At 60.6% G+C, this 26,440-nt stretch carries 18 protein-coding genes and 2 tRNA genes; 12 read left to right on the forward strand and 8 right to left on the reverse strand.

Annotated elements, in window-relative coordinates; all coding sequences use genetic code 11:
• The first annotated feature begins 15 nt into the window (after window positions 1-15).
• From OHL14_RS14160 to OHL14_RS14200, 9 genes are all read left to right on the forward strand, one after another.
• Window positions 16-1,410 (forward strand): M28 family peptidase, encoded by a 1,395-nt coding sequence (locus OHL14_RS14160; protein ID WP_263380004.1) that lies wholly within the window; start codon window positions 16-18, stop codon window positions 1,408-1,410.
• 203 nt (window positions 1,411-1,613) lie between these two features.
• Complete coding sequence (locus OHL14_RS14165; RefSeq protein ID WP_263380005.1) at window positions 1,614-2,939, forward strand: MFS transporter; 1,326 nt, start codon at window positions 1,614-1,616, stop codon at window positions 2,937-2,939.
• Entirely contained in the window at window positions 2,936-4,339 is a 1,404-nt protein-coding gene (locus OHL14_RS14170; protein ID WP_263380006.1) for a dipeptidase, read from the forward strand. The genes OHL14_RS14165 and OHL14_RS14170 overlap by 4 nt, the downstream gene beginning before the upstream one ends.
• An 11-nt stretch (window positions 4,340-4,350) precedes the next feature.
• Entirely contained in the window at window positions 4,351-4,947 is a 597-nt protein-coding gene (gene mobA / locus OHL14_RS14175) for a molybdenum cofactor guanylyltransferase (protein WP_263380007.1), read from the forward strand.
• A 9-nt stretch (window positions 4,948-4,956) separates the two neighbouring features.
• Window positions 4,957-5,970 (forward strand): ABC transporter ATP-binding protein, encoded by a 1,014-nt coding sequence (locus OHL14_RS14180; RefSeq protein ID WP_263380008.1) that lies wholly within the window; start codon window positions 4,957-4,959, stop codon window positions 5,968-5,970.
• A 129-nt stretch (window positions 5,971-6,099) separates the two neighbouring features.
• Window positions 6,100-7,605 (forward strand): sugar transferase, encoded by a 1,506-nt coding sequence (locus tag OHL14_RS14185; protein ID WP_263380009.1) that lies wholly within the window; start codon window positions 6,100-6,102, stop codon window positions 7,603-7,605.
• Between the two features lie 63 nt (window positions 7,606-7,668).
• A complete protein-coding gene (locus OHL14_RS14190; RefSeq protein ID WP_263380010.1) occupies window positions 7,669-9,336 on the forward strand; it encodes an NAD+ synthase in 1,668 nt (555 codons plus the stop codon).
• A 58-nt stretch (window positions 9,337-9,394) separates the two neighbouring features.
• On the forward strand, window positions 9,395-10,384 hold the full coding sequence (locus OHL14_RS14195; protein ID WP_263380011.1) for a DsbA family protein: 990 nt from the start codon (window positions 9,395-9,397) through the stop codon (window positions 10,382-10,384).
• Window positions 10,385-10,416: 32 nt separating this feature from the next.
• On the forward strand, window positions 10,417-11,184 hold the full coding sequence (locus OHL14_RS14200; protein ID WP_263380012.1) for a PIG-L deacetylase family protein: 768 nt from the start codon (window positions 10,417-10,419) through the stop codon (window positions 11,182-11,184).
• 98 nt (window positions 11,185-11,282) lie between these two features.
• Here OHL14_RS14200 and OHL14_RS14205 read toward each other — a convergent pair whose 3' ends face one another.
• The gene (locus OHL14_RS14205; protein WP_263380013.1) at window positions 11,283-12,284 is read right to left on the reverse strand and encodes a hypothetical protein; all 1,002 of its coding nucleotides are present in this window, start codon (window positions 12,282-12,284) and stop codon (window positions 11,283-11,285) included.
• Window positions 12,285-12,652: 368 nt separating this feature from the next.
• Between OHL14_RS14205 and OHL14_RS14210 the strand changes: the two genes are divergently transcribed.
• Entirely contained in the window at window positions 12,653-12,919 is a 267-nt protein-coding gene (locus tag OHL14_RS14210) for a hypothetical protein (RefSeq protein WP_263380014.1), read from the forward strand.
• Between the two features lie 65 nt (window positions 12,920-12,984).
• Here the strand turns inward: OHL14_RS14210 and OHL14_RS14215 are convergent.
• From OHL14_RS14215 to smc, 6 genes are all read right to left on the reverse strand, one after another.
• A tRNA-Cys gene (locus OHL14_RS14215) sits at window positions 12,985-13,059 on the reverse strand.
• 58 nt (window positions 13,060-13,117) lie between these two features.
• Window positions 13,118-13,192, reverse strand: a tRNA-Gly gene (locus OHL14_RS14220).
• A 115-nt stretch (window positions 13,193-13,307) separates the two neighbouring features.
• On the reverse strand, window positions 13,308-15,308 hold the full coding sequence (locus OHL14_RS14225; RefSeq protein WP_263380015.1) for a type II secretory protein PulD: 2,001 nt from the start codon (window positions 15,306-15,308) through the stop codon (window positions 13,308-13,310).
• A gap of 29 nt (window positions 15,309-15,337) precedes the next feature.
• Window positions 15,338-15,622, reverse strand: a complete 285-nt coding sequence (locus tag OHL14_RS14230; protein WP_263380016.1) for a helix-turn-helix domain-containing protein — start codon at window positions 15,620-15,622, stop codon at window positions 15,338-15,340.
• 97 nt (window positions 15,623-15,719) lie between these two features.
• Window positions 15,720-16,247 (reverse strand): CvpA family protein, encoded by a 528-nt coding sequence (locus tag OHL14_RS14235; protein ID WP_263380017.1) that lies wholly within the window; start codon window positions 16,245-16,247, stop codon window positions 15,720-15,722.
• Window positions 16,248-16,326: 79 nt separating this feature from the next.
• Window positions 16,327-20,247: a chromosome segregation protein SMC gene (gene smc / locus OHL14_RS14240; RefSeq protein ID WP_263380018.1), complete on the reverse strand. Its 3,921-nt coding sequence runs from the start codon at window positions 20,245-20,247 to the stop codon at window positions 16,327-16,329.
• A 484-nt stretch (window positions 20,248-20,731) separates the two neighbouring features.
• On the opposite strand from smc, the gene OHL14_RS14245 reads away from it, so the two are divergent.
• Window positions 20,732-22,012 (forward strand): hypothetical protein, encoded by a 1,281-nt coding sequence (locus tag OHL14_RS14245; RefSeq protein WP_263380019.1) that lies wholly within the window; start codon window positions 20,732-20,734, stop codon window positions 22,010-22,012.
• Window positions 22,013-22,086: 74 nt separating this feature from the next.
• Here the strand turns inward: OHL14_RS14245 and OHL14_RS14250 are convergent, their stop codons facing one another.
• Window positions 22,087-24,870 (reverse strand): PIG-L family deacetylase, encoded by a 2,784-nt coding sequence (locus tag OHL14_RS14250; protein ID WP_263380020.1) that lies wholly within the window; start codon window positions 24,868-24,870, stop codon window positions 22,087-22,089.
• A gap of 61 nt (window positions 24,871-24,931) precedes the next feature.
• On the opposite strand from OHL14_RS14250, the gene OHL14_RS14255 reads away from it, so the two are divergent.
• On the forward strand, window positions 24,932-26,401 hold the full coding sequence (locus tag OHL14_RS14255) for an APC family permease (RefSeq protein ID WP_263380021.1): 1,470 nt from the start codon (window positions 24,932-24,934) through the stop codon (window positions 26,399-26,401).
• The last annotated feature ends 39 nt before the right edge of the window (window positions 26,402-26,440 follow it).

Below are 26,440 nucleotides of genomic sequence, written 5' to 3' on the forward strand. Positions count from 1 at the left end.
AAGCGGAGGCAGTGCATGCGGTTGGTTCGTTCGATGGTGTGGGTGGCGTTTGCGGGGTCGATGGCGTTGGGCGCGGTGGCGCAGCAGACGGGCTGGGTGGTGAAACCGGAGTGGGTGCGGGCGCATGAGGAGTTTCTGGCGAGCGATGTGATGCAGGGGCGCGGGAGCGCGACGCGCGATGAGGAGATTACGGCGACGTACGTGGCGAGCGAGTTCATGGCGTACGGGCTGAAGATGGTGCCGGGGATGAGTGGGTATCTGCAGGGTGCGGAGATCGTTGCGCCAATGCTGGATGGCCATGCTACGGTGTCGGCAGGTGGTGTGACGTTACAGGAGGGCAAGGATTTTGATCTACTGAACTCGCCAGGGAAGATGGCGGAGGGCAAGCTGCTGCTTGTAGCGGTGGGGGATATCGCGGCGGCGAAGGTGGAGCGTGGAGCGGCGGTGCTCGTGACCGGAGTTGCCGATGTGGATGCGGCGCTTAATGCCTACGGAGGGCTCCGCCGCAAGGGTGCTGCGGTGGTGCTGCTGGTGCAGGCGCCGGGGACCGAGAACCTGCTGGGCATGCTGGGCGGAACCACGCGCACTCCGATTCGGCTGGCGGATGACCCCGCGCCGCTGGCACGACCGACGTTCGTGCTCGTCCACGCCGATGCGGCGGCAAAGCTGACCGACGGAAGCACGGTGAGTGTCGCCGTGAAGTTGCTTCCCGACGCGAAGCCGCGCAGGACGTTCAATGCGATTGGATATCTGCAAGGGACGGATGCGAACTCCGGGACGATTCTGCTGACGGCGCATCTAGACCATCTGGGCGTGGGGCGTCCGGTGAATGGGGATGCGATCTACAACGGAGCGAATGACGATGCTGCGGGTACGACGGCTGTGCTGGAGCTGGCGCATGCTCTGGCGGCGGGGCCGAAGCTGAAGCGGAGCGTGCTGTTCGTCTGCTATGGCAGCGAAGAGGCGGGCGAGTTGGGGTCGACGTACTTTGGAAAGCACTCGCCGGTGCCGTTGAAGGACCTGGTGACGAACCTGGAGTTCGAGATGATCGGCAACCAGGACCCCAAGATGCCGAAGGGTGTGCTGCTGCTGACGGGATGGGAGCGGAGCAATCTTGGGCCGACGCTGAAGGCGCATGGCGCGCTGCTGGGGCCTGATCCGTATCCGGAGGAGCACTTCTTCGAGCGCAGCGATAACTATGCGCTGGCGTTGCAGGGAGTGGTGGCGCATACGGCTGCGGGCTGGGGCACGCCGCCGACCTATCATCAGCCGAGCGACGACCTGGCGCATCTGGATGTGCCGTTCATGACGTCGGCGATTCAGAGCCTGGTGGAGCCCGTGCGGTGGCTTGCGGACAGCGACTTCAAGCCGGAGTGGGTGGCTGGGGGAAGACCTAAAGGTAGGGAGTAGGGAATAGGGAGCAGGGAATAGTGAGCAGGAAGTCGGGATAGATGAGTCGTTCCGGTACGAGCAAGCAGCAGGTCCTTCGCTTCGCTCAGGATGACAAGTCAAAACACCAACGATGTTAGAAATCTGCTTCAGGAGAGACGCAAGATCGATCGTGTGTAGGATAGGCTGCAAGCTCTGGCTCAATTGAATAGCAAGGGAGGCTTATGCCTGCACCGGTTACCGATGTTGCGGATGATCCTGTTCTGGAAAGTGCCCTGCGCAAAGCTTGGTGGCGGCTGATTCCGCTGCTGGCTGTGTGCTACCTGGTGGCCTATATGGACCGGGCGAACATCAGCTTTGCGGCGGATACGATGAGCCGCGATCTGCACTTTACGCCGAAGGTGTATGGGCTGGGCGCGGGGCTATTCTTTGTGAGCTATGCGGCATGCGAGATTCCTTCGAACCGACTGCTGCTGAGGTTTGGGGCGCGGCGGTGGCTGGCGCGCATTATGCTGACGTGGGGCGTGGTGGCGATGGCGATGATGTTTACGCGCTCGACGCGCAGCTTTTATGGATTGCGTCTGCTTTTGGGGGTGGCGGAGGCGGGGTACTTCCCGGGGGCGATTTACTTTCTGTCGCAGTGGTTTCCGCGCAGATTGAGGGCGCGGGCGCTGAGCTTGTTTTATATAGGGTTTCCGCTGAGCAGCGCGATTATGGGAGCGCTAGCGGGGGCTTTGCTGGGGCTCGATGGAAAGCTTGGGCTGCGTGGCTGGCAGTGGATCTTCCTGGTGGAGGCTCTGCCTGCGGTGTTGCTGTCGGGGGTGATGCTGTGGGGATTGCCGGATAATCCTTCTGCGGCGAAGTGGCTCAGTGCGGAAGAGCGTGAGGCGCTGGTGGCAGAGGTGAAGCAGGACGATGGCGGGGCGTCGGAGCACCATGCGGGGAGCCTCGGTGTGGTGCTGCGAAGTGTGCGGGTGTGGACGGTAGCGGTGTTCTACTTCTGCGGGCTGGGCACGCTGTATGCGCTGACGTTCTCATTGCCGACGGTGCTAGGGCAGAGCCTTGGGTGGGATGCCGGGCGGGTTGGATACTTGATCGGCGGGCTGGGGGTTTTGGGAGCGGTGGCGATGTTGGGGAATGCGTGGCTGTCGGACCGAAGCGGCAAGCGCGGACCGTACATCATTGCGTGTGCGTGGTTGATGGCAATTGGTGCTGTGATTACGGGGACGCATCTTGCGGGGTGGCAGGGCGTGGCAGGGGTGCTGCTGATGATGCTGAGCTACTACGCCATGCAGGGGCCGCTGCTGGGGGTGCTGACGACGCTGCTGCCGGGTGAGGCCTCGGCGGTGGCGATTGCGTTTGTGAATATGTGCGGGATTGCGGGCGGGTTTGTGGGGCCGTATTGGATGGGGTGGATGCGCGAGGCGAGCGGAGGCTATGCTGTAGGCATCGGTGCGCTGGTGGTGCCATGTTGTGTGGCGGCTGCCTGCATGTGGGCGGCGACTCGGAAGAGTGCTTCAGTGACTGTGGCAAGGGAGAGTTTGGGATGAGCAGTGCAGTTGAGTTTGCTAAGGCCAATGGTGGGCGGTTTGTGGATGAGTTGAAGGACCTGCTGCGGATTCCGTCGGTGTCGACGGCTCCTGAGCATGTTGAGGATGTGCGCAAGGCTGCGGAGTTTGTGGCGAGTGGGCTGCGGGCTGCCGGGCTTGAGGGGGTGCGGCTGATCGAGACGTCGACGGAGCCTTCAGCCGCGAAGCAGGGACGCAAAGGACATCCGCTGGTGTATGCGGAGTGGTTGCATGCAGAAGGCAAGCCTACTGTGTTGCTCTATGGGCACTATGACGTGCAGCCCGCGGAGCCGCTGGATGAGTGGAAGTCGCCACCGTTTGAGCCGACCGAGCGCGATGGCAACATCTATGCGCGTGGCGCGGTGGATGACAAGGGGCAGATGTGGATGCATGTGAAGGCGCTGGAGTCTCTGTTGAAGACAGAGGGCAAGCTGCCGGTGAATGTGCGTGTGATTGTCGAGGGAGAGGAAGAGGTTGGCGGTGAGGGCATCGCGGCGTTTGTGCGCGAGCATGGCGACCAGTTGAAGGCCGATGCGGCGTTGGTGTCGGATACAGAAATGTTCGCGCCGGAGCTGCCGACGTTATGTGTCGGGCTGCGCGGGATGATCTATACCGAGCTTGAGGTGCGTGGTGCTGCGACCGATCTGCATAGCGGTATGTATGGCGGCGCTGCTCCGAATCCGTTTGTGGCGCTGGCGCAGATCATTGCCAAGCTGAAGGATGAGGATGGGCATGTATCGATTCCGGATTTCTATGACGGGATTGAGGAGCCGACGGCTGACGAACTGAAGGCGTGGAAGTCGCTGCCGTTCGATGAAGAGCACTATCGAAAGACCGAGGTGGGTTCAACGGAGCTGACGGGTGAGCCGGAGTTCAGCGTGCTGGAGCGGACGTGGTCGCGGCCAACGATGGATGTGCATGGGATGCCGGGCGGGTTTGTCGGTGCGGGAGCGAAGACGGTGATTCCGGCGAAGGCGCTGGCGAAGATCAGCTTCCGACTGGTGCCGGGGATGAAGCCGGAGGCGACGTTTGAGAAGTACAAGAAGTATGTGGAGTCGATTGTGCCGAAAGGCGTGACGGCCGAGGTGCGGATGATTCACTCGGGCGAGCCGATCGTGGTGAGTACGGACAATGAGTTCATTGCGGCTGCGAAGGCGGCGATGGGCGAGGTCTTTGGCAAAGAGACGGTGTTCGTGCGGGGCGGTGGATCGATTCCGATCGTGGGGGACTTTGTGCGCGAGCTGGGGATTCCAACGGTGATGATGGGCTTTGGACTGCCGGATGATAACCTTCATGCGCCGAACGAGAAGTTTCATCTGGCGAACTTTCATCGCGGGATCGAGTCGATCATTCTGTTTCTGGATAAGGTCGGCGCGGCGTAGCGGGAGCAGAGTTGAGCGAGCGTTCTCAGGTACAGGGCTTTGTGCTGGCAGGTGGCAAAAGTTCGCGGATGGGAAGCGATAAGGCGCTGCTGTCGTTCCGCGCGCGACCGATGGTGGAGATTGCGCTGGCGACGCTATGTACGGTAAGTGACAAAGTGGCGATCAGCGGCAATCGTGAGGATCTTGCGGCGTGGGGAGAGATAGTACCGGAGCGGCGAGCGGGGGAGGGTCCGGCGGCGGGGATTGAGGCGGCGCTGGAGTGCTCGGAGAGACCGTGGGTGCTGATGCTGCCGGTGGATGTGCCGATGATGTCTGCGGAACTACTGAGGAAGTGGATGGCTTTCGTTCTGGGCCGCGAGGGTGTTCGCGCGAGTTATATGGAGTGTTCCGGGGAGTGGCATCCGGCTCTATGTCTGGTGCATCGGGATTGTTTGTCCCTGTTCCGAGAGGCTTTGGATGGCGGGGACCGGAAGTTGACGAGAATATTCAAAGGATTTGGGGAGAAGCTGCTGGTGGTGGACGCAGAGGGGCTGATGCCGGGAGCTGTGAGATATTTTGCCAACGTGAATACGCCTGAGGAGCTAGCAGCGGCGGAGGCTGCCGAGTAGGTGCGGTGGATGACATACTTAGATATGGCCGAGCCAGAGAGCAATGAACTCAAAGACCGGGGGAAAGATTTGCCCGGGATCAAGACGGACGGGGCCAACGAAGAACTAACTGCAGATGTCTCCGCAGACATTGCTCCAGCGGTGGAGGACTTCCTTCAAGAGGGAGTGATGGCGAACTTCGAGCCTGAGACGGTGGAAGATGGCGCTAAGGGGCGGGTGGCAGAAGAGACGCTGCCGTACATCTCGTTTGAACATGTGTCGAAGTCGTTTGGTGACTTTGTGGTGTTGAAGGATGTGAGCTTCTTTGTGAATCCGGGCGAAACGCTGTGCATTCTGGGGCGCAGCGGCGTGGGTAAGTCAGTGTCGCTACAGATTTTGATGGGATTTTTGAAGCCGGACAGTGGCACGGTGCGGGTAGCCGGGCAGGACATTGCAGGGCTGAGCGAGCGAGAGATGCAGCAGGTGCGCCGCAAGGTGACGATGGTGTTTCAGAATGGCGCCCTGTTCGATTCGATTACGGTGGGTGAGAATGTTGCGTTTCCTCTGCGGGAGCGCGGCAACATGGAAGAAGACCAGATACTGACGGTGGTAAAGGGGTTGCTGGAGATGGTTGGCGTAGCGGGGATGGAGAATGCGCTGCCTTCAGACCTTTCGACCGGAATGAAGCGATCAGTAGCGATCGCGCGGGCACTGGCAGCCCAGCCGGCGGCGGTGCTGTATGACGAGCCGACGACGATGGTCGACCCGCTGATGGCACACCTTCTAGGCGACCTGATCCAGCGTTTGAAGGCGCAATTGCATCTCACCAGTATTGTAGTTACCCACGACATGCGTTTTGCCGAGAAACTGGCTGACCGTGTGGTGTTCCTGCATGAAGGCACAGCGCGATTCTTCGGGACCACGGAGGAGATGAGAGCGACGCAGGACCCAGTGCTGCATGAGTTTCTCGCACTAGACGAACTCATTTTGCCTGGGACCGTTTTGGATAGGGGGCAAGCGGGCGGATCGGCGTTTCGTCGCTGAGTTTCGGTCACGGTTCGCAGGACCTACTCAGTCTGGTTATAGAATGGTCGAGCTAGTAGTTGCGCCGACTGTACTCTTTACCGCGACCTCGTACGTTTGGAAGACGGTGTTTTGCTCTCGAGATTGGCCATGACGATTCCCGATATTTTGGAACAAAATCAAATTATCCCTGACGGACAGCAGCAGAAAGCCGGTTCCGCGTCGCGACACGGTGGGCTTTCGGCACGGTTGTCGATCACGGTACTGCTGTGGGTGGTGCTGGATTATGTGTGTGCGCTGGCGTCGGGCCTGATCGCCTTTCGGATCCGCCAACATGCTCGGATTGCTCCGCTGTATCACGGCTTCCTCAATCATCAATTCTGGTTGAGCCTGCCTTTGATTTCGGTAGTGTATGTGGTGTTGTTTGGCCTGTATTTGATCGCGTTTGCACGCGTTTACGGGTTATATCGGGCGGCGGATCACAGCAGCGGCCTGAATGAACAGCGGATGACGGTGCAAGCGGTGCTGACGGCGGGGCTGCTGCTGTGCGGTACGTTGTATGTGATGCGGGCGTATGCGGTGTCACGTATTGTGGTGGCGCTGACGCTGGTGCTGACGATGAGCGCGATGATGGTGCGCCGTTTCGTCTGGCGCAAGGTGCGGGAACGTCGGTTCCTGGATGGGCGCGATGTACGCAATGTGCTAATCGTAGGCGAAGGCCGCGTGGCGGATGCGCTGCGTGAGCATTTGCAATCGTTGCCGTACATGGGCTTTCGCTTCAAGGGTTTCGTTTCGGTGGAGGGTGGCGGACACGGGACCGAGGTGGTAAGCGATGTGGAGAACTGTGTTGCGGTGGCGCGGTCCCTGTTTGTGGACGAGATCTACTTTACGGCGGCAGTGGCGAAAGAAACGGTGGTTGCAGTCGTCGAGGAGGCACACGAAAACGGCATCGACGTGCGCATTGTGCCGGATATGTACGACGGGTTGGCGTGGAACGCGCCGGTGGAGTATGTGGGACAGTTTCCGACGATTCCTCTGCATATGCGAGATTTTCCGCGCGGCGCATTCGTTTTGAAGCGCATGATGGATGTCATTTTTGCGCTTATCGCGCTGATCCTTTGCTCGCCCGTAATGCTGGTGGTGGCACTGCTGATCAAGACGGAATCGGACGGGCCGATTCTTTATGCGGCCAAGCGCGTGGGTCGAAAAGGGCGCACGTTCAGCTGCTACAAGTTCCGCACGATGGTGAACAAGGCGGACAAGCTAAAGGCTTCGCTCGAACACCGCAATGAGCGTGACGGCATCCTGTTCAAGATTACCGACGATCCACGTATTACGGCGACCGGTGCGTGGTTGCGGAAGTTTTCGCTCGATGAGTTGCCGCAGTTCTTCAACGTTCTGCTTGGGGATATGAGCATCGTTGGACCGCGGCCACCGTTGAGTTCCGAGGTCGCCAAGTACGATATCGCGCATCTTCGTCGATTGGATGTGCTGCCGGGCATCACCGGGCTGTGGCAGGTTCAGGCGCGGCAGAACCCTTCGTTCGATCAGTACATCTCGCTGGATACGGCGTACGTGGAGAACTGGAGCCTGCTGCTCGATCTGCAGATCATGCTGCGTACGGTTGGGGTGATTGTGAGCGGCACTGGAAGCTAAACAAGAGGTCGTAGGGGACGGGAGTGGGGAGTAGAAGCCGCTCAGTTCCGATAGACTGGTTGTGTGCGGATAGCGCTGGCTCAAATCAATCCTACTGTCGGAGACTTTGCGGGGAACCTCGCGCTGATCTCTTCTTTTGTCGAACGGGCGGCGGCGCAAGGCGTCGATCTGGTGATGTTTCCTGAGCTTGCGACGTGTGGTTATCCTCCGGCAGATCTGCTGGAGAAAGAATCTTTTATCAAACAGGCGGAAGAGACGCTCGCTGCCGTGGCGGCTTTGACGCGCGGCGTGCGTCGACCGGCGATTCTGTGCGGATCGGTGATGCGCTGCGAGGCGGTGCGGGGCAAGCATGTGCGCAACGTGGCGGCCATGCTGGTCGACGGTGAGGTGCAGTCGGTGCAGCAGAAGATGCTGCTCCCGTTCTATGACGTCTTCGATGAGCAGCGATATTTTGAGCCTGCGACGGAGCAGTCGCTGTGCGTGGTGAAGGGGCGCGCAGTGGCGGTTACCATCTGTGAGGACGCCTGGAACGACAAGATGTTCTGGCCGCGGCAGATGTATCCGGTGGACCCGATCGAGGAGCTGATGAGGCAGTGGTCGATACTGCCGCAGCCCTTGAGCGGGCATCGGCTGATTCTGAACATCTCTGCTTCGCCTTACTGGCATGACAAGGTCGAAGTCCGTCAGAAGATGCTGGGTGCGCTGGCTCAGCGGCATAACGCGACGCTGGTGATGGTGAACCAGGTAGGCGCGAATGACAGCCTGGTGTTCGATGGCAGCTCGCTGGCGGTGGGGCCGGATGGCGCGGTGCTGGCCCAGGCGAGGAGCTTTGCGGAAGACCTGCTGGTGATCGATACAGAGGCACCGGCGAAGAGCGTGGTGGCCGTAGAGGATGAGATTGCGCTGACGTGGCAGGCGCTGGTGCTGGGAACGCGCGACTATGTGCGCAAGTGCGGCTTCAAGAAGGCTCTCGTCGGGCTGAGCGGCGGCATCGACTCGGCGCTGGTGGCTGCTATTGCGGTCGAGGCACTCGGAGCGGAGAACGTGCAGGGTGTGGGGATGCCGAGTGAGTTTTCTTCGACTGGTTCGGTCAGCGATGCGGAGATGCTGGCGAAGAACCTTGGTATCGCGTTTTCGATTCTGCCGATCCGCGAGATTTATACGCAATTCACGGGAGTGCTGGCTCCGGCGTTTGAGGGGACACCGTTCGGGCTGGCAGAGGAGAACCTGCAGCCGAGGATCCGGGGAAGCCTGTTGATGGCGTTGTCGAATAAGACGGGTGCTCTGGTGCTGACGACCGGGAACAAGAGCGAGATGGCTTGTGGGTATTGCACACTGTACGGCGACATGGTGGGCGCGCTGGCGGTGATTGCGGATGTGTATAAGACCGAGGTCTACGACCTGAGCCGATATGTGAATCGCGAACGCGAGGTGATTCCGAGCGATACGCTGACGAAGCCGCCGTCGGCTGAGCTGCGGCCGGGGCAGAAGGACACGGACTCGCTGCCGCCGTACGAGGTGCTCGATCCGATTTTGAGAGCTTATATCGAAGAGTACGTTCCGGCGGAAGAGATTGCGGAGTCGCAGGACGTTGAGTTGGAGCTGGTGCGGAAGGTGATTCGGCTGGTCGAGATCAGCGAGTACAAGAGGCAGCAGGCGGCGCCTGTGCTGAAGGTTTCACGGAAGTCGTTTGGCATGGGAAGGCGTTTCCCGATCGCAGCCAGGCGTTAGTTCGGAACGATCACAACTGGACGATCACAACAAAAGAAGGGTTGATGCAATGAAGAGGATGAAGCAGTGGTTGCCGGCAGCGGCGTTGACGATGATGTGTGCGGTTGCGGCGATGGCGCAGACCAGTGAAGTGGAGACTCCGAAGCCGCAGGCAAATGCACCTCAGGTGGCAGCTCCCGTGTTTCCAGCGGTCAATCCGAAAAACTTCACGGCGCCCTCGCCGACTGCGGATGAGGTTAACTCTTTTCTGAAGTCGATGTGGGGTTATGACGAGAACCGCAAGTGGGAGGTGGCTGCAATCCTGAAGACGTCGGCGCCGGGTGTGGCGAAGGTGGTTGTATTTGTGTCGGAGGCGGGACAGGCGAGCGCGAAGACGACCGTCTTCTTTACGACTCCCGACGGCAAGCATGCGATCGCCGACCAAGTGATTGACTTCGGTGCGCAGCCATTTGCGGAGACTCGCAAGAAGTTGCAGGATGCTGCGGACGGCCCGGCGCAGGGCGCTACCGGGAAGGAGCTGCTGTTGGTGGAGTTTGCTGATCTGCAGTGCCCGCATTGCAAGGAGGCTCAGGGAGCAATGGCGAACCTGGCGAAGGATTTCCCGCAGGCGCGTATTGTGTACCAGAACTTCCCCTTGCCCGAGGTGCATCCGTTCGCGTTCCGCGCAGCTGCCGAAGGCCTGTGTGTGCGCAAGGCGAAGGGCGATGCGGCGTTCTTTACCTACGCGGCTGCGGTGTATGACAAGCAGGCGTCTCTGACACCGGAGCTGGCGGACAAGACGCTGGCCGACGCGGTGACGGCTGCCGGTGGCGATCCAGCTGCGGCTGCGACGTGCGCTGCGACCGAGGCGACGAAGCAGGTGGTGACGGCTTCGATCGAGCTTGGCAAATCTGTAGGTGTGGACCAGACGCCCACGCTTTTCGTCAATGGTCATGCTTTGCCGATGAACGCGCTGCCGTATGAGACGCTGCGGAAGATCGTGGCTTATCAGGCTGGTCTGGATGGAGTTACGGTTCACTTGCAACCGATGCTCGGTACTCTGAAGTAAGGCCGGGAAGTAAGAGCGAGGAAGCTGAAACTATGAGGATTGTTGTACTTTCGCCGCATCGGGATGATGCCGCGCTCGCACTCGGATTGACCATCGGCGCGTGGCTCGAACAGGGCCACGCGGTCGAGGTGATGAACGTTTTTTCGCGCACGGAACAGGCTCCCTTTTCGGATGTCGACTCGCTGCATGGCAACGACCGTGTGTCGTTTGCGACGGCGGTACGCAAGCGGGAGGATGAGTCGTGGGTGAAACTCTACCAGGGACTGCCGGGCAGGGGCAGGGTGACGTTGTCGGAACTAAACCTGAAGGATGCGCCGTTGCGGCTGCACTGCGGGGTCGATGAGGTCTTCCGCGAGCCTGAACCGACGGAGAAGGTGGTGCTGAAGATCAAGCGCGCGCTGGAGCAGTCGCGCGCTGCGGTATTGGTGCTGCCACTGGGTGTGGGGGGGCATGTCGATCACCTGACGGTGCGACAGCTGGCTTTACCGGCGGATATGAATGTGACGCCGGTGGCGTTCTATGAGGATCAGCCTTACTCTGCACTGGAGCCTGCGAAGGTGGAGGTGGCGGTGCAGGAAGGTGCTCTGGCAGCTGGTGCTCCGCTTCAGGCGTGGTTTGCCGCGGAGCCGCCTGCGGATATGGCGGCCGCGATCAAGCGCAAGCGCCGGATGGCGCTTTGTTATGACTCGCAGTATGAAGACGCGACGGCGGATACGATTGCGGAATACAGTGCGCAGTATGAAGGGCGCGAGCGGCTTTGGACGAATGCTGCGTGGCGAGCGACGAGCTTCGTGCGTTAGTTCTGTGATGCGAAGGCCTAAACGACGATGGCCCATGAGATTCAGCCGTGAAGGCGACGTCTCGTGGGCCATCGTCGTTGCTCAGGTGGTTCTTGGCCTTACGGCTCGATCAGGCGCCGCAGGTGAAAGAGGCGTTCGCGTTCGATCTGAGTGACGACAGCGTCGCCGGAGAGCTGTGGGTTGACGACGGCTTCGAAGGCGCGCCACTCGTCTCGGTACTTGATCCAGGCGGCTTGAGTTTCCTGCACACCTGCCGGCGTGATGGTGGTGCCGCGCAGGGTGCTTTCGCCCTTCGGGCCGGCGAGGATGTCGTAGTTCTTAACGACGAGGGCATCGACGGTGGCTGCGGTGGTGGGCTGTGCGTAGTCGGGTTTGGCGAAGAGGGTGAAGTCGCTGACGAACTGGCCGCGAATCTTGTCTTCTTCCTGCAACTGACGGGCCCAGCCGGTGAGGCCGCTTTGATCGACCTCGTTTTTCAAGCGGGCTGTCTCGAAGGCACCCTCGGCAGTTTGTAGACCCTTGAAGGCTTCCTGGCCAGCGGGAGTGAGCTTGTCGACGTAGGCTACGAGGTTGTCATAGCGACGGGCATCATGAACGCGGAGCAGCACGGCGGCGCACCAGCCGTAGGTCTGGCCGGTGGTGGCGGTGGTGCATAGGTCAAACTTCGGCGGGCTCTGCGGATTGGCGGCGATCTTATCGATGACCTTTAGGCGAGCGAGAATTTCAGCTTCGCTGGCCTGCTTGTTTTCGCAGACGAAGCGGCGGGCGACGTCGAGATCGCGCGGCACGCCTTCGCCGTTGGCGTAGACGACGCTGAGGACGCCGGGGCCTGTGAAGAGGCTGCCGTCTTTATCGACGTGCTGGATGCGCTCGATCAGGGCGCAGGAGCGAGCGGCGACGGGATCTTTGGCGCGGCCAATGCCGAAGTAGAAGGCGGTGGAGTCGCAGTCGGGCTGGATGCGCGGATCAAGACCACCATCGAAGGGCTTCGCCAAAGCGTCACCGCACTCGGGTGGCGGCGCGACAGCAGGCGTATCCGTTTGAGCAACAGAGGCAAGAGGAAGGGCCAGCAGTGCGGCAACGATCAGAAAGTTTCTCATGATGTCCGTATTCTAACTGCCGTTGTTGCGTTACGTGCCAGAGGACGGAAGTCATGGTGCAGTTTGTGAGGCATTGATTTTGAAAAAGGAGTGCCGGTCTAAATAAGGACCTGCAACTGGCCGATAGAAGCTTCGAGGCCCTGTCAGCAAACAAACGGCCATTTGAAGGCAGGGAGGACACACCTATGTCTGTGGCAGGTATTTCAGGCAGTCTTACGGATGCGACCTCGTTGACGAGCGCGGAGCAAATTGCCAATGAGTTCAACTAACTGGGCAAAGACCTAAAGTCGGGGAACCTCTCAGCGGCGCAGTCGGACTTTGTCACGCTGCAGCGGGACCTACAGCACGCCTCAGCGACGGCTTCGAGCTTGAGCGGAGTCTCCGGACATCGCCACCACCGTCACCACGCGGATAGCGACAGCATTCAGATGAGCAGCACGGATTCCAGCAGCAGTCAGACGGGTACAACGAGCGAGCTCCTGAAGCAGCTGGGCCAGGAACTGCAAGCGGGAACCTTGAGTGGGGCTCAGCAGGTATTCGGCGCGCTGCAGTCGGATTTGCAGCAGGCGAGCACAGCCAGAAGCGGAGCTTTACAGGCTGAGGGGAGTCAGTCGACGATCTTCGTGAGAGGGTAACGCGTAAGTCGCTTATTTGAGTAGAGACGACAAAGCCGCTCCGAAAGGGGCGGCTGTTTCATTTATGGAGGCGCGGGTCGGGATCGAACCGACGCATAAAGGTTTTGCAGACCTCTCCCTTACCACTTGGGTACCGCGCCCCTTGGGAAACTGAACATCGCTAGCAGTTCTCTCCGGGCGTTGAAGAAGAGAAGGTTTTGGAGCGGGAGACCGGGGTCGAACCGGCGACATCTTCCTTGGCAAGGAAGCACTCTACCACTGAGCTACTCCCGCCCTGCCACTCTTTGAATATATCGAGTCTTGCGAGGTTTTGCAATCCCTTGGGGTGGCATCACACAGTGCAAAACTGAGAAAACAAAGCTATAGGGAGAAATTATTTGGTGCTGAGTTACTGAGCGGTCGACTCGGTATGGATTGCAGCCAGAGGCTTGCTGTTGAAGTGTGGCGCGCCGGCGCGGACGATGTGAGGCGTGATGGTGAGGACAAACTCGTCGGTGTCGACCTCTTTGGCCTTGTCGGTGCCTTGAAAGCCGGGGAGTTCACTAAGGCCGGGGAGGCCGTCGATGGAGCGGATCTCCTGCTTGGTGACGAGTTGTGCGAGCAGGGCGGTCTTGCCAACGGGGATAGTGATAGTCGAGGCCAGCGCCCGATCGTTGAGGATTGGAATGCTGTTCAGCGAGGAGCCGCCGAGGGCTTCGAGCTTCATGTCGAGTTTGAGGCTGATGTCGTCGCCACGCAGGACGGTGGGCGTCATCTTCAGGGTGATGCCGAGGTCTTCAAACTGAAATTGCGGAACGCTCGCCTGGGTGCTGGCGAGCAGACTGGAGAGAGCGCTGCTGACGCTGGTACCCGCGGAGGTGAGTCCGGCGAGCTGGGAGGCAAGAGAGCTGCTGATGCCGGAGCTGTAGGTACCGGTGATGACGGGATAGCGCGAGCCTGCGCGGAAGTTGACGGGCTGGCCGTTGCCTGCGCGGATCTGGATGGCGTCCAGCAGGCGGGAGTCCGAGGTGTTGAGCGCGAGATTGAAGCTGGAGTTAGAGCCAAGATAAAGGCCGGAGAAGGCGAGGCCGCCACCGAAGGTCCCCAGCAGGCCGGTGAATTGTGTCGAGTTGGAGAGCGTTCCCGAGGCGACGAGAAATCCGATCTCCTGGAGTTCCTGCTGCAGAGTGGAACCGGTCAGCTTCAAAAGACCTTCGGAGATGGCCTCGCTGAGGAGTGACTGATTGGCGGTGATGAGCGATTCGGCTTCAGCAGCGATGCTGATGACACCGGCTGAGCTGGGCAGGATGGCTCCGATGTCGTTCTTGCGCGTGTTGGTGATCTCGTACAGGTTCACATCGAAGAGGATGTCGGTGCCGCCATCGGCCATGTCGGTATAGACGGCGTTGACGAGCTTGAGCGATTCGACATCGCCGCGTAAAAGAATGAAGCCGCTGCTGGAGCTGGCCGTGACCTGCTTCACGTCGAAGATGTTGCGAGCCACGTTGGCGAGCTCGGTCATCTGTTCCTGCGAGTAGCCGGGGAGGTAGACCGTCTCTTCGACAAGCGGCTGGAACTCCTGCCGGTACTCGGGTGTGTCCTTGATGAGGAGCACCTGCTTTGTCTGGACCGGGACGGCAAAGGTGTGGGTGAGGCTCTGTGCAATGCGGGTAGCGTCGTCGAAGTTCACATTGTCGACATCAATCGGGACGCTGCCGCCGCTGCCGACGGAGGAGTCGAAGATCGGGGTGATGCCGTAGGCCTGGTAGATGTCCTGCAGAAGACCGCGGGTGTCCCGTTGGGAGTGAAAGCTGTGGGTGTCTTTCTTGTGATCGAGCTGGATGGGGCCGCCGAGGGTGGAGGCGACGAAGTCTGCGCGGAGAGGTTGGGGGGTGGCGGTAGGCTTGGAGGCTGCGCCGAAGTGCTGCGCGACGATGGGGTCATCCGGAGTGAGCTTGCGCGCTTCTTCGAGCAGTGTGTCGGACTTTGCAGAGTCGCCGCGCTGCAGGGCGGCGGCTGCGAGGTGTACCAGCTGCGAGCTGCGGCTCTGTTTTGCAATGATGAGGGCCAGAGCGTAGTCGCGGTTGCCGGGGTTTAGCTGGGAGGCGCGCTGGAAGCTTATGACAGCAGCGCCGAGGTCTTCCTGCTTCGTCTGCTTGATGCCGAGTAGGTACAGGTCGTCGGCTTCACGGGTTTGCTTCGCGGAGATCTGCGGATAGGTTGGGGTGGTGTCGGGGGCGACGGGCTCAGGCTGGGGAGGTGAGGTGAGTGCGCCAGCAGGCACACTTACAGGTGCGTCCGCAGGATTGGCCTGCGCGAACACGGGAGTCGCCGCGCACAGGACACCTGCCGTGCAGAGAAGTTGCAGGGCGCTACGGTACGGGCTGCGATGTGTGTGTCGGCGGAGCATTCTCTGCCATGTTAGACGAAGCGAAGGCGCTAACGTCCGTTGGAGACGATCTGTAGGGTGCGCTCAGGGCGAACCGAGCGGACGGGGCGGCGTGTGCCCTGGCGGATCTGCGCGGAGTCAAGGCCGAGCTCGGTGAGCGTGCGGCTGAGCGTGTTCCGGTGCATGTTCAGCTCTTCGGCTGCTTTGCACTGGTTGCCACGATGGCGCGAGAGCACCTCGAGGATGTAATGCTTTTTGAATTCGCGGACAGCGTCAGCGTACGAGACACCGGCGGAGTACATCTGGAGGACGAGAGTATCGAGATCGCGTTTCAATCGCGCAGCTTCCTTACTTATGAACTAGTAGAGCTATTGTGCGACGGGCAGGCCTGTTTGATCCAACAGCAGTTTGTGTGCTTGAGAGGCAGATGCTTTAGAAGAGGTGCGGGTTGCGTATGCGCTCGAGACCCTTGCTGAGCTGCTGCTGGAGGTTCGACGGCATGACGAAGGATACAGCATGATTGGCCCGAAGAAAATACGGAGCGAGCGAAGAAGTTTGCACCCAGGGGGCGGTCGGGAGAAATGCCGTGACAACCAGTAATAATGCCAACCCCAGGAGGGCGCCGCGCAGGAAGCCGAAGCAGGCGCCGCCGAGGCGGTCAAGAAAGCCGAGGCCGACGGCGGAGGCTGTGCGGCTCAACAACTTACCGAGAAGTGCGGCGACGATCATGACCCCAGCGAGGATCAGGAGGAAGGCGAGCAGGTCGGCGATGGGACGGTCGTTCACGATACCGTGCAGGCGAAGGCCGACGGTGTGGAAGTTCCAGCAGGCGAGCAGGAAGCCGATGACGAGGCCGCACAGGGAGAGCGCTTCGCGGAGCAGACCGCGCATGATGGCGCGGATCACCGAGTAGGCGAGAAGCAGGGCGAGTATCCAGTCGAGCGGATTGAGCGGGTTCATAAGAGTGAAGGGAGACGGCGTTGTGGCCGTCTCCCTTGATGATCGCTACAGATGTTGGCGCCAACAAGTGGCGAGTTCGTTACGCTGCGTTGCGCTTGACGGATTCGCGGCCCTGGCTGCGGCCACCGAGCGAGACGCTGACGATCTTCGAGACGCCGGGCTCCTGCATGGTGACACCGTACATGACATCGGCCTGCTCCATGGTGCGCTTGGAATGGGTGATGACAATGAACTGGGTGGTGTCGGACATTTCGGCGACGAGGCGCGAGAAGCGGCCGACGTTCGTCTCGTCGAGTGGGGCATCGACTTCGTCCAGTACGCAGAAAGGAGCGGGCTGGAACTGGAAGATGCCGACGAGCAGCGAGAGTGCGGTGAGGGCTTTTTCTCCGCCGGAGAGGAGCAGTACGTTTTGCAGCTTCTTGCCTGGGGGTGAGGCTATGATCTCGATGCCGCTCATGTCGGAGCTCTTGCCGGTGGCCTCGTCGACCTCGGTGAGTCGCATGAAGGCCTGACCGCCGCCGAAGAGCTTAGTAAAGGTGTTGGAGAAGTTCTCGTTGATGATCTTGTACGCCTCGTCGAACTTGATGCGCGAGACGTCGTCGATCTCCTTGATGGATTGCTGCGTGTTTTCGATGGAGTCGAGCAAGTCTTTGCGCTGAGTTTCGAGGAAGCCGTGACGTTCGGCGGTCTCTGTGTACTCCTCGAGGGCCATCATGTTGACCGGGCCCATGGCTTCGAGGCGCTGCTTGAGGCCGCGAGCGGCTTCGTCCTCGGCGGTGAGGGCATCGCCTTCGATGCGTTCGATGGCCGCGTCTTCGCGCAACACGATCGGCTCGACGGAGAGATCGTTGACGCAGGTGGCTTCGAGGTGCTCGAGGTCTGATGTTAGCTTGGCGGCGCGGGCGCTTAGCGTGGCTCGCTGTTCGCGCAGCTGCTCAGTCTCATGACGAAGGGAGCGAAGCTGCACGTCAAGCTCGGCCATCGCTGTGCGGAGTTCCTTCGCTTCGGCGGAGAGTGTCTCGCCTTCAGCGATGGCCTGCGCGCGCATCTCGCGGAGCTCTTCATGCTTGCCGCCTAGTTCAGTGGTCTCCTCTTCGCGACGCTGCTTTTCGGCGGCGGCGTTGGAGAGTTGTGACTCAAGCTGCGTGATGCGCTGCGACTGGCTTTCGAATAGACGATTGGTCTGCTCAAAGTTGGCGTTGGCGTTGCGGCGGCGCTCTTCGAGGCCTGCGAGGGCAGCGGCAGCGGCGCTGGCAGAGCTTTGAAGCTCTTCGCGAGCGAGACGCAAGGAGACGATCTTTTCGCTGAGGTCGCTGACCTGCTGCTCGAGAGCGGCGCGCTCCTGCTCAAACTTGGTGGCGTCTTCGCGCTTGCGGGCAATGAGGTCGAGGCGACCCTGGCGCTGGTCATTGTTGCGGCCCTGCGCGATCTGCCATTGCTGCAGGCGGCTCTCTATGCGCGAGACCTCCTGCTCCATCTGTCGCAGGGCAGCGCCGGAGTTGGCGCTTTCGCGCTCGGCGTCGCGACGCTCGTGGTTCTTGGACTCGATGGTGGCGTTGTGCTCGGCGATCTCTGCTGTGAGCGTAGCCGTGGTCTGCTCGGTCTGCTCGAGTTCGGCTTCTACGCCTTCGAGCTTCGTCTGCAACTCGCCGAGTTCGCGCTTCAGTGCGAGCGGCCCCTGCTCACGCGGTTTGCCGCCAGTGACGGTGAGATTGTGGAAGGTCTCGCCGGTAGGAGAGAGAAAGTAGGCCTGCGGATACTGCGCTGCGAGCCGCTGGGCGGTGGCGCTGTCAGGAGCGATGAAGCCTTCGCGCAACTTGGGCAGCAGGGTTTCGAGGGAACGACCGAAATCTGCCACGCCGTCCTTAGCGACGACGCGAACGCAGTCGCGAAGGGCGACGACGCCTTCAGGGTTGGAGATGGGCATCGCGCCAGGAGCGGGGACGGTGACGTGCGCGCCATCGGGATGCACGAGAAGAGTGGCGCGACCGGCGACGTTGGAGTGGAGCATCTTCACACTCTCGTCGGCTGCGTCCCATGTGCGAACGACGACGTAGTTGAGCTCTTCGCGCAGGAACTCGTCGACGATCTCGCCATACTTGCCGTCAACTTCAAGGAAGTCGGCGAGGGTGCCGATGGGAGCAGAGGCCGAGTCATTGTGCTTGGCCTTCAGAATGTTGCGAACCGTGTCGGTGGAGTAGCTGTGCTCGCGAATAAGAGCTTCGAGCGAGCTGCGACGACCGGAGAAGGAGGCACGCTGTCCGCGCAACTCATCACCGCGACGACGTGACTGGATTTCTGCGATGCGCTTGCTGTCGAGGGTCTGGCGAAGCTCGCTGATCTCGGCTTCGAGACGCTTGAGGCGGGCGGTCACATCTTCGAAGGAGATCTGGAGCTGGCCGCGCTGCACGCCAAGCTGTTCGAGCTCCTGGCGTGCGGTGTTTGACTCCGCGCTGAGGCGTTCGTTTTCGCGGTCGAGACCGGCGAGGGCAGCGTCGGCCTGGGCGATTTCGTTATTGGCCTGCCCGGCGCGTTGCATGGACTGCATGGCGGTGCGGCGGTGGTTTTCGGCGAGGGCCTCGGCGGCGAGGACGCTGCGCGTGGCTTCATGCGCTTGCGCCTGTTGCGCGTTGGCGGCTTCGCGGGCAGAGCCGGACTCGCTGGTGGCGCTTTCGAGGAAGCTGCGATGCTGCTCGCGCTCGCTGGCGAGGGCTTCGAGCTGTCCGCGGGCCTGAGCGAGGTCTTCGTTGCCGGTTTCGAGGCGCTGCGTTAATTCGGTGACGCGGTCGGCGTTGGAGGCGGTACGGGCTGCGATGCGCTCCAGTTCGACGGCGCTGGTGTTAGCACGGGAGCCGGCTTCGCGGATCTGCCCGTCGAGCTCGTAGCCGCGAGCGACTCCGGTGGAGTGCTCTGCATCCATCAGCTCCAGCTGCGCTGCCTGACCATCGATCAGCTCGGCAAGACGAGCGATCTCTGTGGTGGCGGCAGACTGCTCGGTGTCCATCTGCGTGAGTCGGCTGGCGAGCACGACGCGCAGCTTGGCGCGAAGTTCGTCGCGCAGGGCACCGTAACGCTCTGCCTTGGCGGCCTGGCGCTTGAGCACGCCCATCTGGCGCGTGACTTCTTCGAAGATGTCGTTGACGCGGGAGAGGTTCTGCTTGGCGGCTTCGAGTCGCAGTTCGGCGAGACGCTTCTTCGTCTTGAAGCGGGTGATGCCTGCAGCTTCTTCGATGATGGCGCGGCGATCGAGCGGCTTGGACGACAGGAGCTGTCCGATGCGTTCCTGACCGATGATGGCGTAGCTTTCGCCGCCGAGGCCGGTGCCCATGAAGATGTCTTTGATGTCGGAGAGACGGCAGATCTTGCCGTTGAGCAGGTACTCGGATTCGCCGGAGCGGAAGAGGCGGCGGGTGACGGTGATTTCACCGGCACGGACGGGAGCGCGGCCGAACTTGCGGCGGCGGATCTTCAGGACGACATTGTTTTCAGGGGAGAGCTCGGCGGACGCGTCGCCTTCGGCGGCCTTGTCGCCCTTCTTCTGCGGAACTTCGGCCTCGTAGGTGGTGCCGGGCTGGGCTTCGATGGTGGCGTCTTCCGTTTCCTGCGCCGCTGCTTCGCGGACGGCAGACTCGTCCCAGTCACCCTGGGAGTCGATCGGCGTAGTGGCAGCTTCGCCTTCGGGGGCGCCGATGGCCTCTTCGCCCTCCGCGAGGGTGTTGCCGTCGTAGACCTCAGGGTCGACAAGAGTCAGCGAGACCTCGGCCATGCCTGTCGGCTTGCGCGTGCGCGTACCGGCGAAGATGACGTCTTCCATCTTGATGCCGCGCAGGCTCTTGGCCGACTGCTCGCCCAGCACCCAGGTGATGGCGTCCGAGATATTCGACTTGCCACAGCCGTTCGGGCCGACGATGGCTGCGATACCTTCGCCGGTGAGCTGGACCTCTGTACGGTCGCAAAACGACTTGAAGCCGAGGATCTGAACCTTTTTGAGCTTGAGCAAGGAAGTAGGACCTTTTCTTGAGCAGGGGTGTTGAGGTGCAATCGGCGAGGCCTGCCGGACCCGCGTCTGGTCGAATCGTAAGCGGCGTCAGGGGGTGAATCAACCCGAATCTAGGCCGAATTGTGGATAAGGGCGTCCGGAATTGAAGGTTTTTTGCCGGATTTAGCTACGTTGGCGGATGAGAGATGGGAGTGCCCATTTTGGGGTGCAATCTGTTCGCTGGAATTTGCATCCAAGGCGATAGAGAGACGCCGCAACCTGTCCAGGTTGGTGGGGTTCCCAATGGTGTTGAGAAGGGCAGGAGGCGGCTATGTTTCGACCAAAAGCGACAGCGGTTGCACAGCGCGACCGCGATTCTTATAATCCGCATCATCCGGCTAACGGCGTCTGTCTCCCTGAAACGTCTACAGTTTGGAGCGCGGACTGCGCTAATCTATTTGAATACCGGCAACATTCCATGAACGGTTCGAGGAGAACTTTACTTATGAAGAAGGTCGTACTTGCTTCGCTGCTGGCCGTAGCCTGCGCACTGCCCATGGCAACTCTTGCACACGCCCAGGACCCTGCGGGCCAGGTCGCGATGTCGGCTGATGAGTACACAGCGTATAACAACGCCAACACTCAGACTGATCCGGCCGCCAAGGCACAGGCCTTCCAGGCATATCTCAAGGCGTATCCGAAGTCGAGCGTCAAGCTGGCGGTGCTCACGCAGATTGTGGCCCTTTATAGCCAGACGACGAACAAGGATGCCACGCTGGCCGCAGCCGATGACCTGCTCGCTGCCGATCCGGGCAACCTGCGCGCTCTCGCGATCAAGGTTTACTACCTCCGCGCCGAGGGTGATGCTGCTACAGATCCTGCTGCAAAGCAGGCGGCGCTGGATAAGGCCGCCGGTTACGCAAATCAGGGTCTGTCTGCTACCGGTTCCACGGGTGTTTCTGCTGATGACTACAAGAAGTTCAAGGACGCGACGATGCCGACCTTCGAGAGCACGATCGCCGATGACGATCTTGCCAAGAAGGATAACGCCGGTGCGATTACGGCTCTGAAGACCGAGCTGGCTGCTGTTCCCGTGGCCGACACTCAGGACCCGAACAAGCAGCTGCAGGATGTTTACGTGCTGGCCCAGGCGTATTACACCTCCACGCCGCCGGACTATCTGAACTGTGCCTGGTATGCGACCCGTGCTGCGAACTTCGCTCCGGCGAACTTCAAGCCGACCATCCAGCAGCTTGCGACTTACTGCTACAAGAAGTTCCATGGCGGAGCGGATGGCTACGATGCTCTGCAGACTGCAGTGGCAACGAACCTGAATCCACCTGCCGGTCTACTTGAAGGCATCAAGCCTGCACCGAAGCCGGAAGACATGGTGCACAGCCTGGTAGCCTCGACGCCTGACCTTGCAACGCTTGCCCTTGGTGACAAGGAGACAGCTCTGCAGTACGGCACGAAGGATGATGCAGACAAGGTCTTCGCTTCGGTGAAGGGCAAGTCGGTTTCGTTCCCGGATGTAACGGTTGTTAGCGCGTCGGGGGCCTCGATTGTGCTGATGGTTTCCGACGACGCAAATGCAAGCAAGACGCCAGACTTCACCATCAACCTGAAGGAGGCTCCGAAGACCGAGCCGGCTGCTGGAGAGAAGATCACCGTCGAAGGCACCTACGATTCCTACACCTCTAACCCGCTGATGATTACGCTGACTGATGGCACGATCGTTCCGAAGACGCCTGCAAAGGCTCCGGTACGCCGCCGCCCCGCTCACTAATCCTCAACGATTTGCAAAGTAGAACGGCCTCCTGCAAAGGAGGCCGTTCTACTTTTGTGGCTGAGTATGACGCGTCATTTCACGAGCAAATTTGCAAAGACGCGAAAGGCTCCGGGAACAGCTTCGGGGAGCTGGCGATAGATGGCGAAGGCGCAGTAGGTCCAGCGACCGGAGCCAAGCTGCGTAGTGATCAGTCCACCTTGTTGTGGATCTTCGCCGGGGTCGTGGGTTTCGGTTAAGGCCGTGTATTTTTCGTCCCAGGTACGAAGAAAGCCGTGGCCGCGCTCCTCAATCCAATGGTCGAAGTCTGCGGGCGTGATGCGGTTGGGTGATGAGAGCAGGGGAGAAGTCGGCACAAGCAGATGTACGGGGTCGGTTTCGTCTACGACCTTCTCGGCATCGTGGCCGAGGGTGAGTGGGTAGGGAGCATCATCGCCGGTGAACTCCGTTGTCTGATACTGCACGACGACGTTTCCTCCGTTACGTGCGAAGTCAAGCAAGGCTTTGGTGGGAGCGCCGTGAAGTTCAGGCAGGGCGGCGTAGGTGCGAACGCCAAGGATGACGGTGTCGAACTTTTTCAGGGTATCGGCGTTGATGTCAGCGAGGGTCAATAGTGCGGGCTTCATGCCAATGGACGCGAGCGCTTCTGGTACGGCGTCGCCGGTGCCGGGCAGGTAGCCGATGCGGAGGTGTGCAGGCAGCTTCAGGTCGACGGGAACAATGCGGTCCTTTGCCGGGGTGAAGAAGATGGTGCGGGGAAGATCGCCATAGCCGATGGTCCGATAACCCTCGGCATACGTGCTGCCTGTGGGCAGAGCAACGGACGCGGTTAGTGTAGCGGTGCTCTGTCGCTCTGCTGGGGGCGTCACAAGAAAGATAGTCTTGCCGTCTAGCGGCTTCGGCTGCGTTGGCTTGACGGTCCATCGTGCGGGCACGCTCAAATGAACTGTCGGCGGCTCCTGTGGCTTGAGACCTTTCTCTACCTTGTAGGAGCTATCGCGGGAATAGGTCGAGCTTGCGTTAGCTACGAGTTCGAAGTTCCATTCGCTCTGCAGAAGAACCTGCGCGTTCGAAGAGAGTGCGAGGTTCACTGCTGGTACAAAGCTGATCGGTTGAGGTCCGTCGTGTACAATGCGTCCAAGTTCGATGACTGCGCCGCGGTACTCGATTCTGGCCCATGCCGTGAGGGCAGGAGGCGCGACGGGGGCGTTGCGCAGTTCAGGACGTGCAAGTTGATAGACAGGCATCTCAAGATCACTGCGACGGAAGTAGGGCCGCGTGATGTTGGTTGTAAACGTTGGCTTCGCCGTCAGTGTGAAAGAAAGTGGATGATCGACCGTGAGATGGTTGCGTTCTGCGCTTACATCGTCGGTGGTTTCTTTGCCGCCAGCTGCATTGTTCAACCAGCTCGACTTGCCATGCAGAGCTTCGGCGGACTTTACACGCACCTGCGACCATACAGAGACACCAGTGTCAGCGGAATGCTCGGTGCCTGTCGCGGTCGCATCCAAGCTCAGGCCAAGGGATAGCACGAGAGCATCATTCAACTGCGCTGTCTTGATATGCAGCTCGTGCAGCACGCTCTCGCGCTGAGTTGCATCAAAGTCTGCATTGGCAATCCGCTCTTCCAGCCCGCGCGCCTGTTGCAGCGCGTCGGCAAGCAGTGGAGCGAGCTTTTCAGGCTGCGCGATCTTGAACTGCTTCGTGGCATTTTCGATCTGGGCGCTCAGCAGCTCCAGCGAATCATGTAGATACTTCGGTGAGTCGGGCGCCATCGTGGCGATACCGAAAAGGCTAGTGTCGATGCCATCGAAGAAGTTGGCATCTTCGGCGGGCTTGCTGTTTGCTTGCACGTGCGAGCCGTACAAGTGAAAGCTGGAGTCGAACTTGCCGGCGCCCGGCATGCGCATTCCAGGGCCGGTCTGTGATTTCTGCTGCGCAAGGCCAATTCGTGCGAACTGCACGTAACTGAGAGAGCTGCCATCGTCCGCCTTTAGCAGCGAGTCCGGCTGGCCCTCGTGTACTACGACGTCGATCGATGGAGGTGTTGTCGTCACTTCGCCGCTGACGTAGTTTTCAAAGCGCGGCTGCGTGTACTGGTTTGTCGCGTAGTCGAAGAGACCTTTCTCGGTGATCGACTGCGTCGGGACTCGAGCGAAGACCTTTAGCGGCTGCCAGGGAAGGATGCCCTCGGCTGTGAGTTCGGGAAAGACTTTGGGATCGCCCGCAGCCTTGAAGGCCTCCTGCGCGATCTCTCCGGAGACCTGATGCTGACCGTGGCCATCGGTCACGCCGCCGATAAACGTTGCTGTCAGCACCAAGGGCCGGTAGATACGGATGGCGCGCACGACGTCATAGAGCACGCGCTCATGTGTCCACTTTCCGAAGGCTTCTTCCTTGGTCTTTGAGAAGCCGAAGTCGACCTCTGTGCCGAAGAATTGATCGATGCCGGAGTAGCGGTCGCAGGCGAGGAGCTCCTGTGTGCGGAGCAGTCCGAGGGCATCCTCGAAGTCGCCGGTCATGGCGTTTTGACCACCTTCACCGCGGGTGAGAGAGAGGTCTGCGACGCGTGCGCCGATACCGCGAGAATAGAAGGTCAGCATCCCGCCGTCTTCATCGTCGGGGTGGGCGACTATGTTCATTATCGAAGCTCGCGTGTTGAGCCTGCGAAGCATTTGCTGGAGACCGGAGGCGCCCTGATCGACAGGCAGCTCGCGGCCATCGTGAGGTTTGACGCGCTCGCCGCCCAAGTTAGCGGGATCGGAGAAGTTCGTCTTGCTGGTAGCAGTCTGGACACCAGTTTGGGCAGACGCGGTCGAGAGCAGCAGCGTGAGGCTGAGGGCAGGGATCAGTCGCATACACTAGGTTCGCATACCGTGAAGGTTCGACGAACCGCAAACTTTGCATAGACTGATAGTTGTGACCGACACCACCCGAAGCCCTGAGCTTGAACGCACACTGACCCTTCGCGGTGCGGTGACTCTGAACCTGCTGGACATGATCGGGGTTGGGCCGTTCCTCACGCTGCCGCTGCTGCTGGCTGCGATGGGTGGCCCGCAGGCGATGCTGGGATGGGTGCTCGGCGCGCTGCTGGCCGCCTGCGATGGCCTGGTGTGGGCGGAGCTGGGCGCGGCGATGCCGGAAGCGGGGGGCACTTATCACTATCTCGCGACGATCTTTCCCGGCAAGTTCGGGCGATGGCTCAGCTTTCTTTTTGTCTTTCAGCTTTGCTTCTCGGCACCGCTGTCGGTTGCGAGCGGATGCATCGGGCTTGCGCAGTACGCGGGCTATCTATCGCCTGCGCTGGTGTCTCATGCGGCGGTCCATGCGTTGCACCTTGGCCCGTACAGCTTTGGCGTGACCTTCGGTGTGTCGTCATGGCTTGCGGTTGCGGCTGTCGCTGTGGCGGTCGTGTTGCTGTATCGAAAGCTGTCTGAGATGCGGGCGCTTGGCGCGGGGCTGCTTGCGCTGGTGCTGTTGACGATTGGCTGGGCGATTGTGACGGGGCTTCTGCATGGGCACATCGGAAAGGCTTTTGCATTCGCTCCCGGTGCTTTCCGGCTGAATCATGCGTTCTTTGCAGGGCTTGGGTCTGCAATGTTGATTGCTACCTACGACTATTGGGGTTACTACAATGTGACCTTCCTTGGCGGAGAGACGCGCGAGCCCGGCCGGACGATCCCACGTGCTGTGCTGATCTCCATTGGCATCGTTTCGCTGCTATATCTCGCACTGAATACCAGCGTGCTTGCGGTGCTGGGCTCCTCGGCGACGATCGCTGCCGGTGGCACGCTGGATGCCCGCCGAGCGTTGCTCTCGCAGTTCATGCAGACGGCCTATGCTCCTTCGCTGGGAGCGCACACTGCCTTATGGCTGGGGCGGACGGCTGCGGTCCTTGTGATGGTGACGGCGTTTGCGAGCGTATTCTCGCTGCTGCTCGGCTATTCGCGCATCCCGTTTGCTGCGGCGCGGGATGGCAACTTTCCGGCGATCTTCGGCAAGCTGCACCCGACGCGGGGCTTTCCGTATCTTTCGCTGCTGACCCTGGCGGCGGCTGCGTGTGTGTTTTGCTTTTTCGCGCTCGCCGATGTCATTGCCGCGCTGGTGGTGCTGCGGATTGTGCTGCAGTTTTCGCTGCAGCATGTTGGGGTGATCGTGCTTCGGATACGTCGTCCCGATCTGCCACGGCCCTTTCGCTTGTGGCTTTACCCTGTGCCGCCGCTACTGGCGTTGGCTGGTTTCGGCTACATCGTATTCTCGCGGCCTAACTTTCACCGGGAGCTTTTGCTGGCTGCCGTGGTAGCGCTAGCGGGGTCTATGCTCTTCGTGCTGAGCACGCTCGCAAGAGGCAATTTCCCATCCAAACGGGCTTCGGACAGCGTACTGTAACTAGAGTGGTTTCTGCGTGTCTAACCCGCAGAAGAGGAG

Source organism: Granulicella paludicola (assembly GCF_025685545.1).
Taxonomy (GTDB): Bacteria; Acidobacteriota; Terriglobia; order Terriglobales; family Acidobacteriaceae; genus Granulicella; species Granulicella paludicola.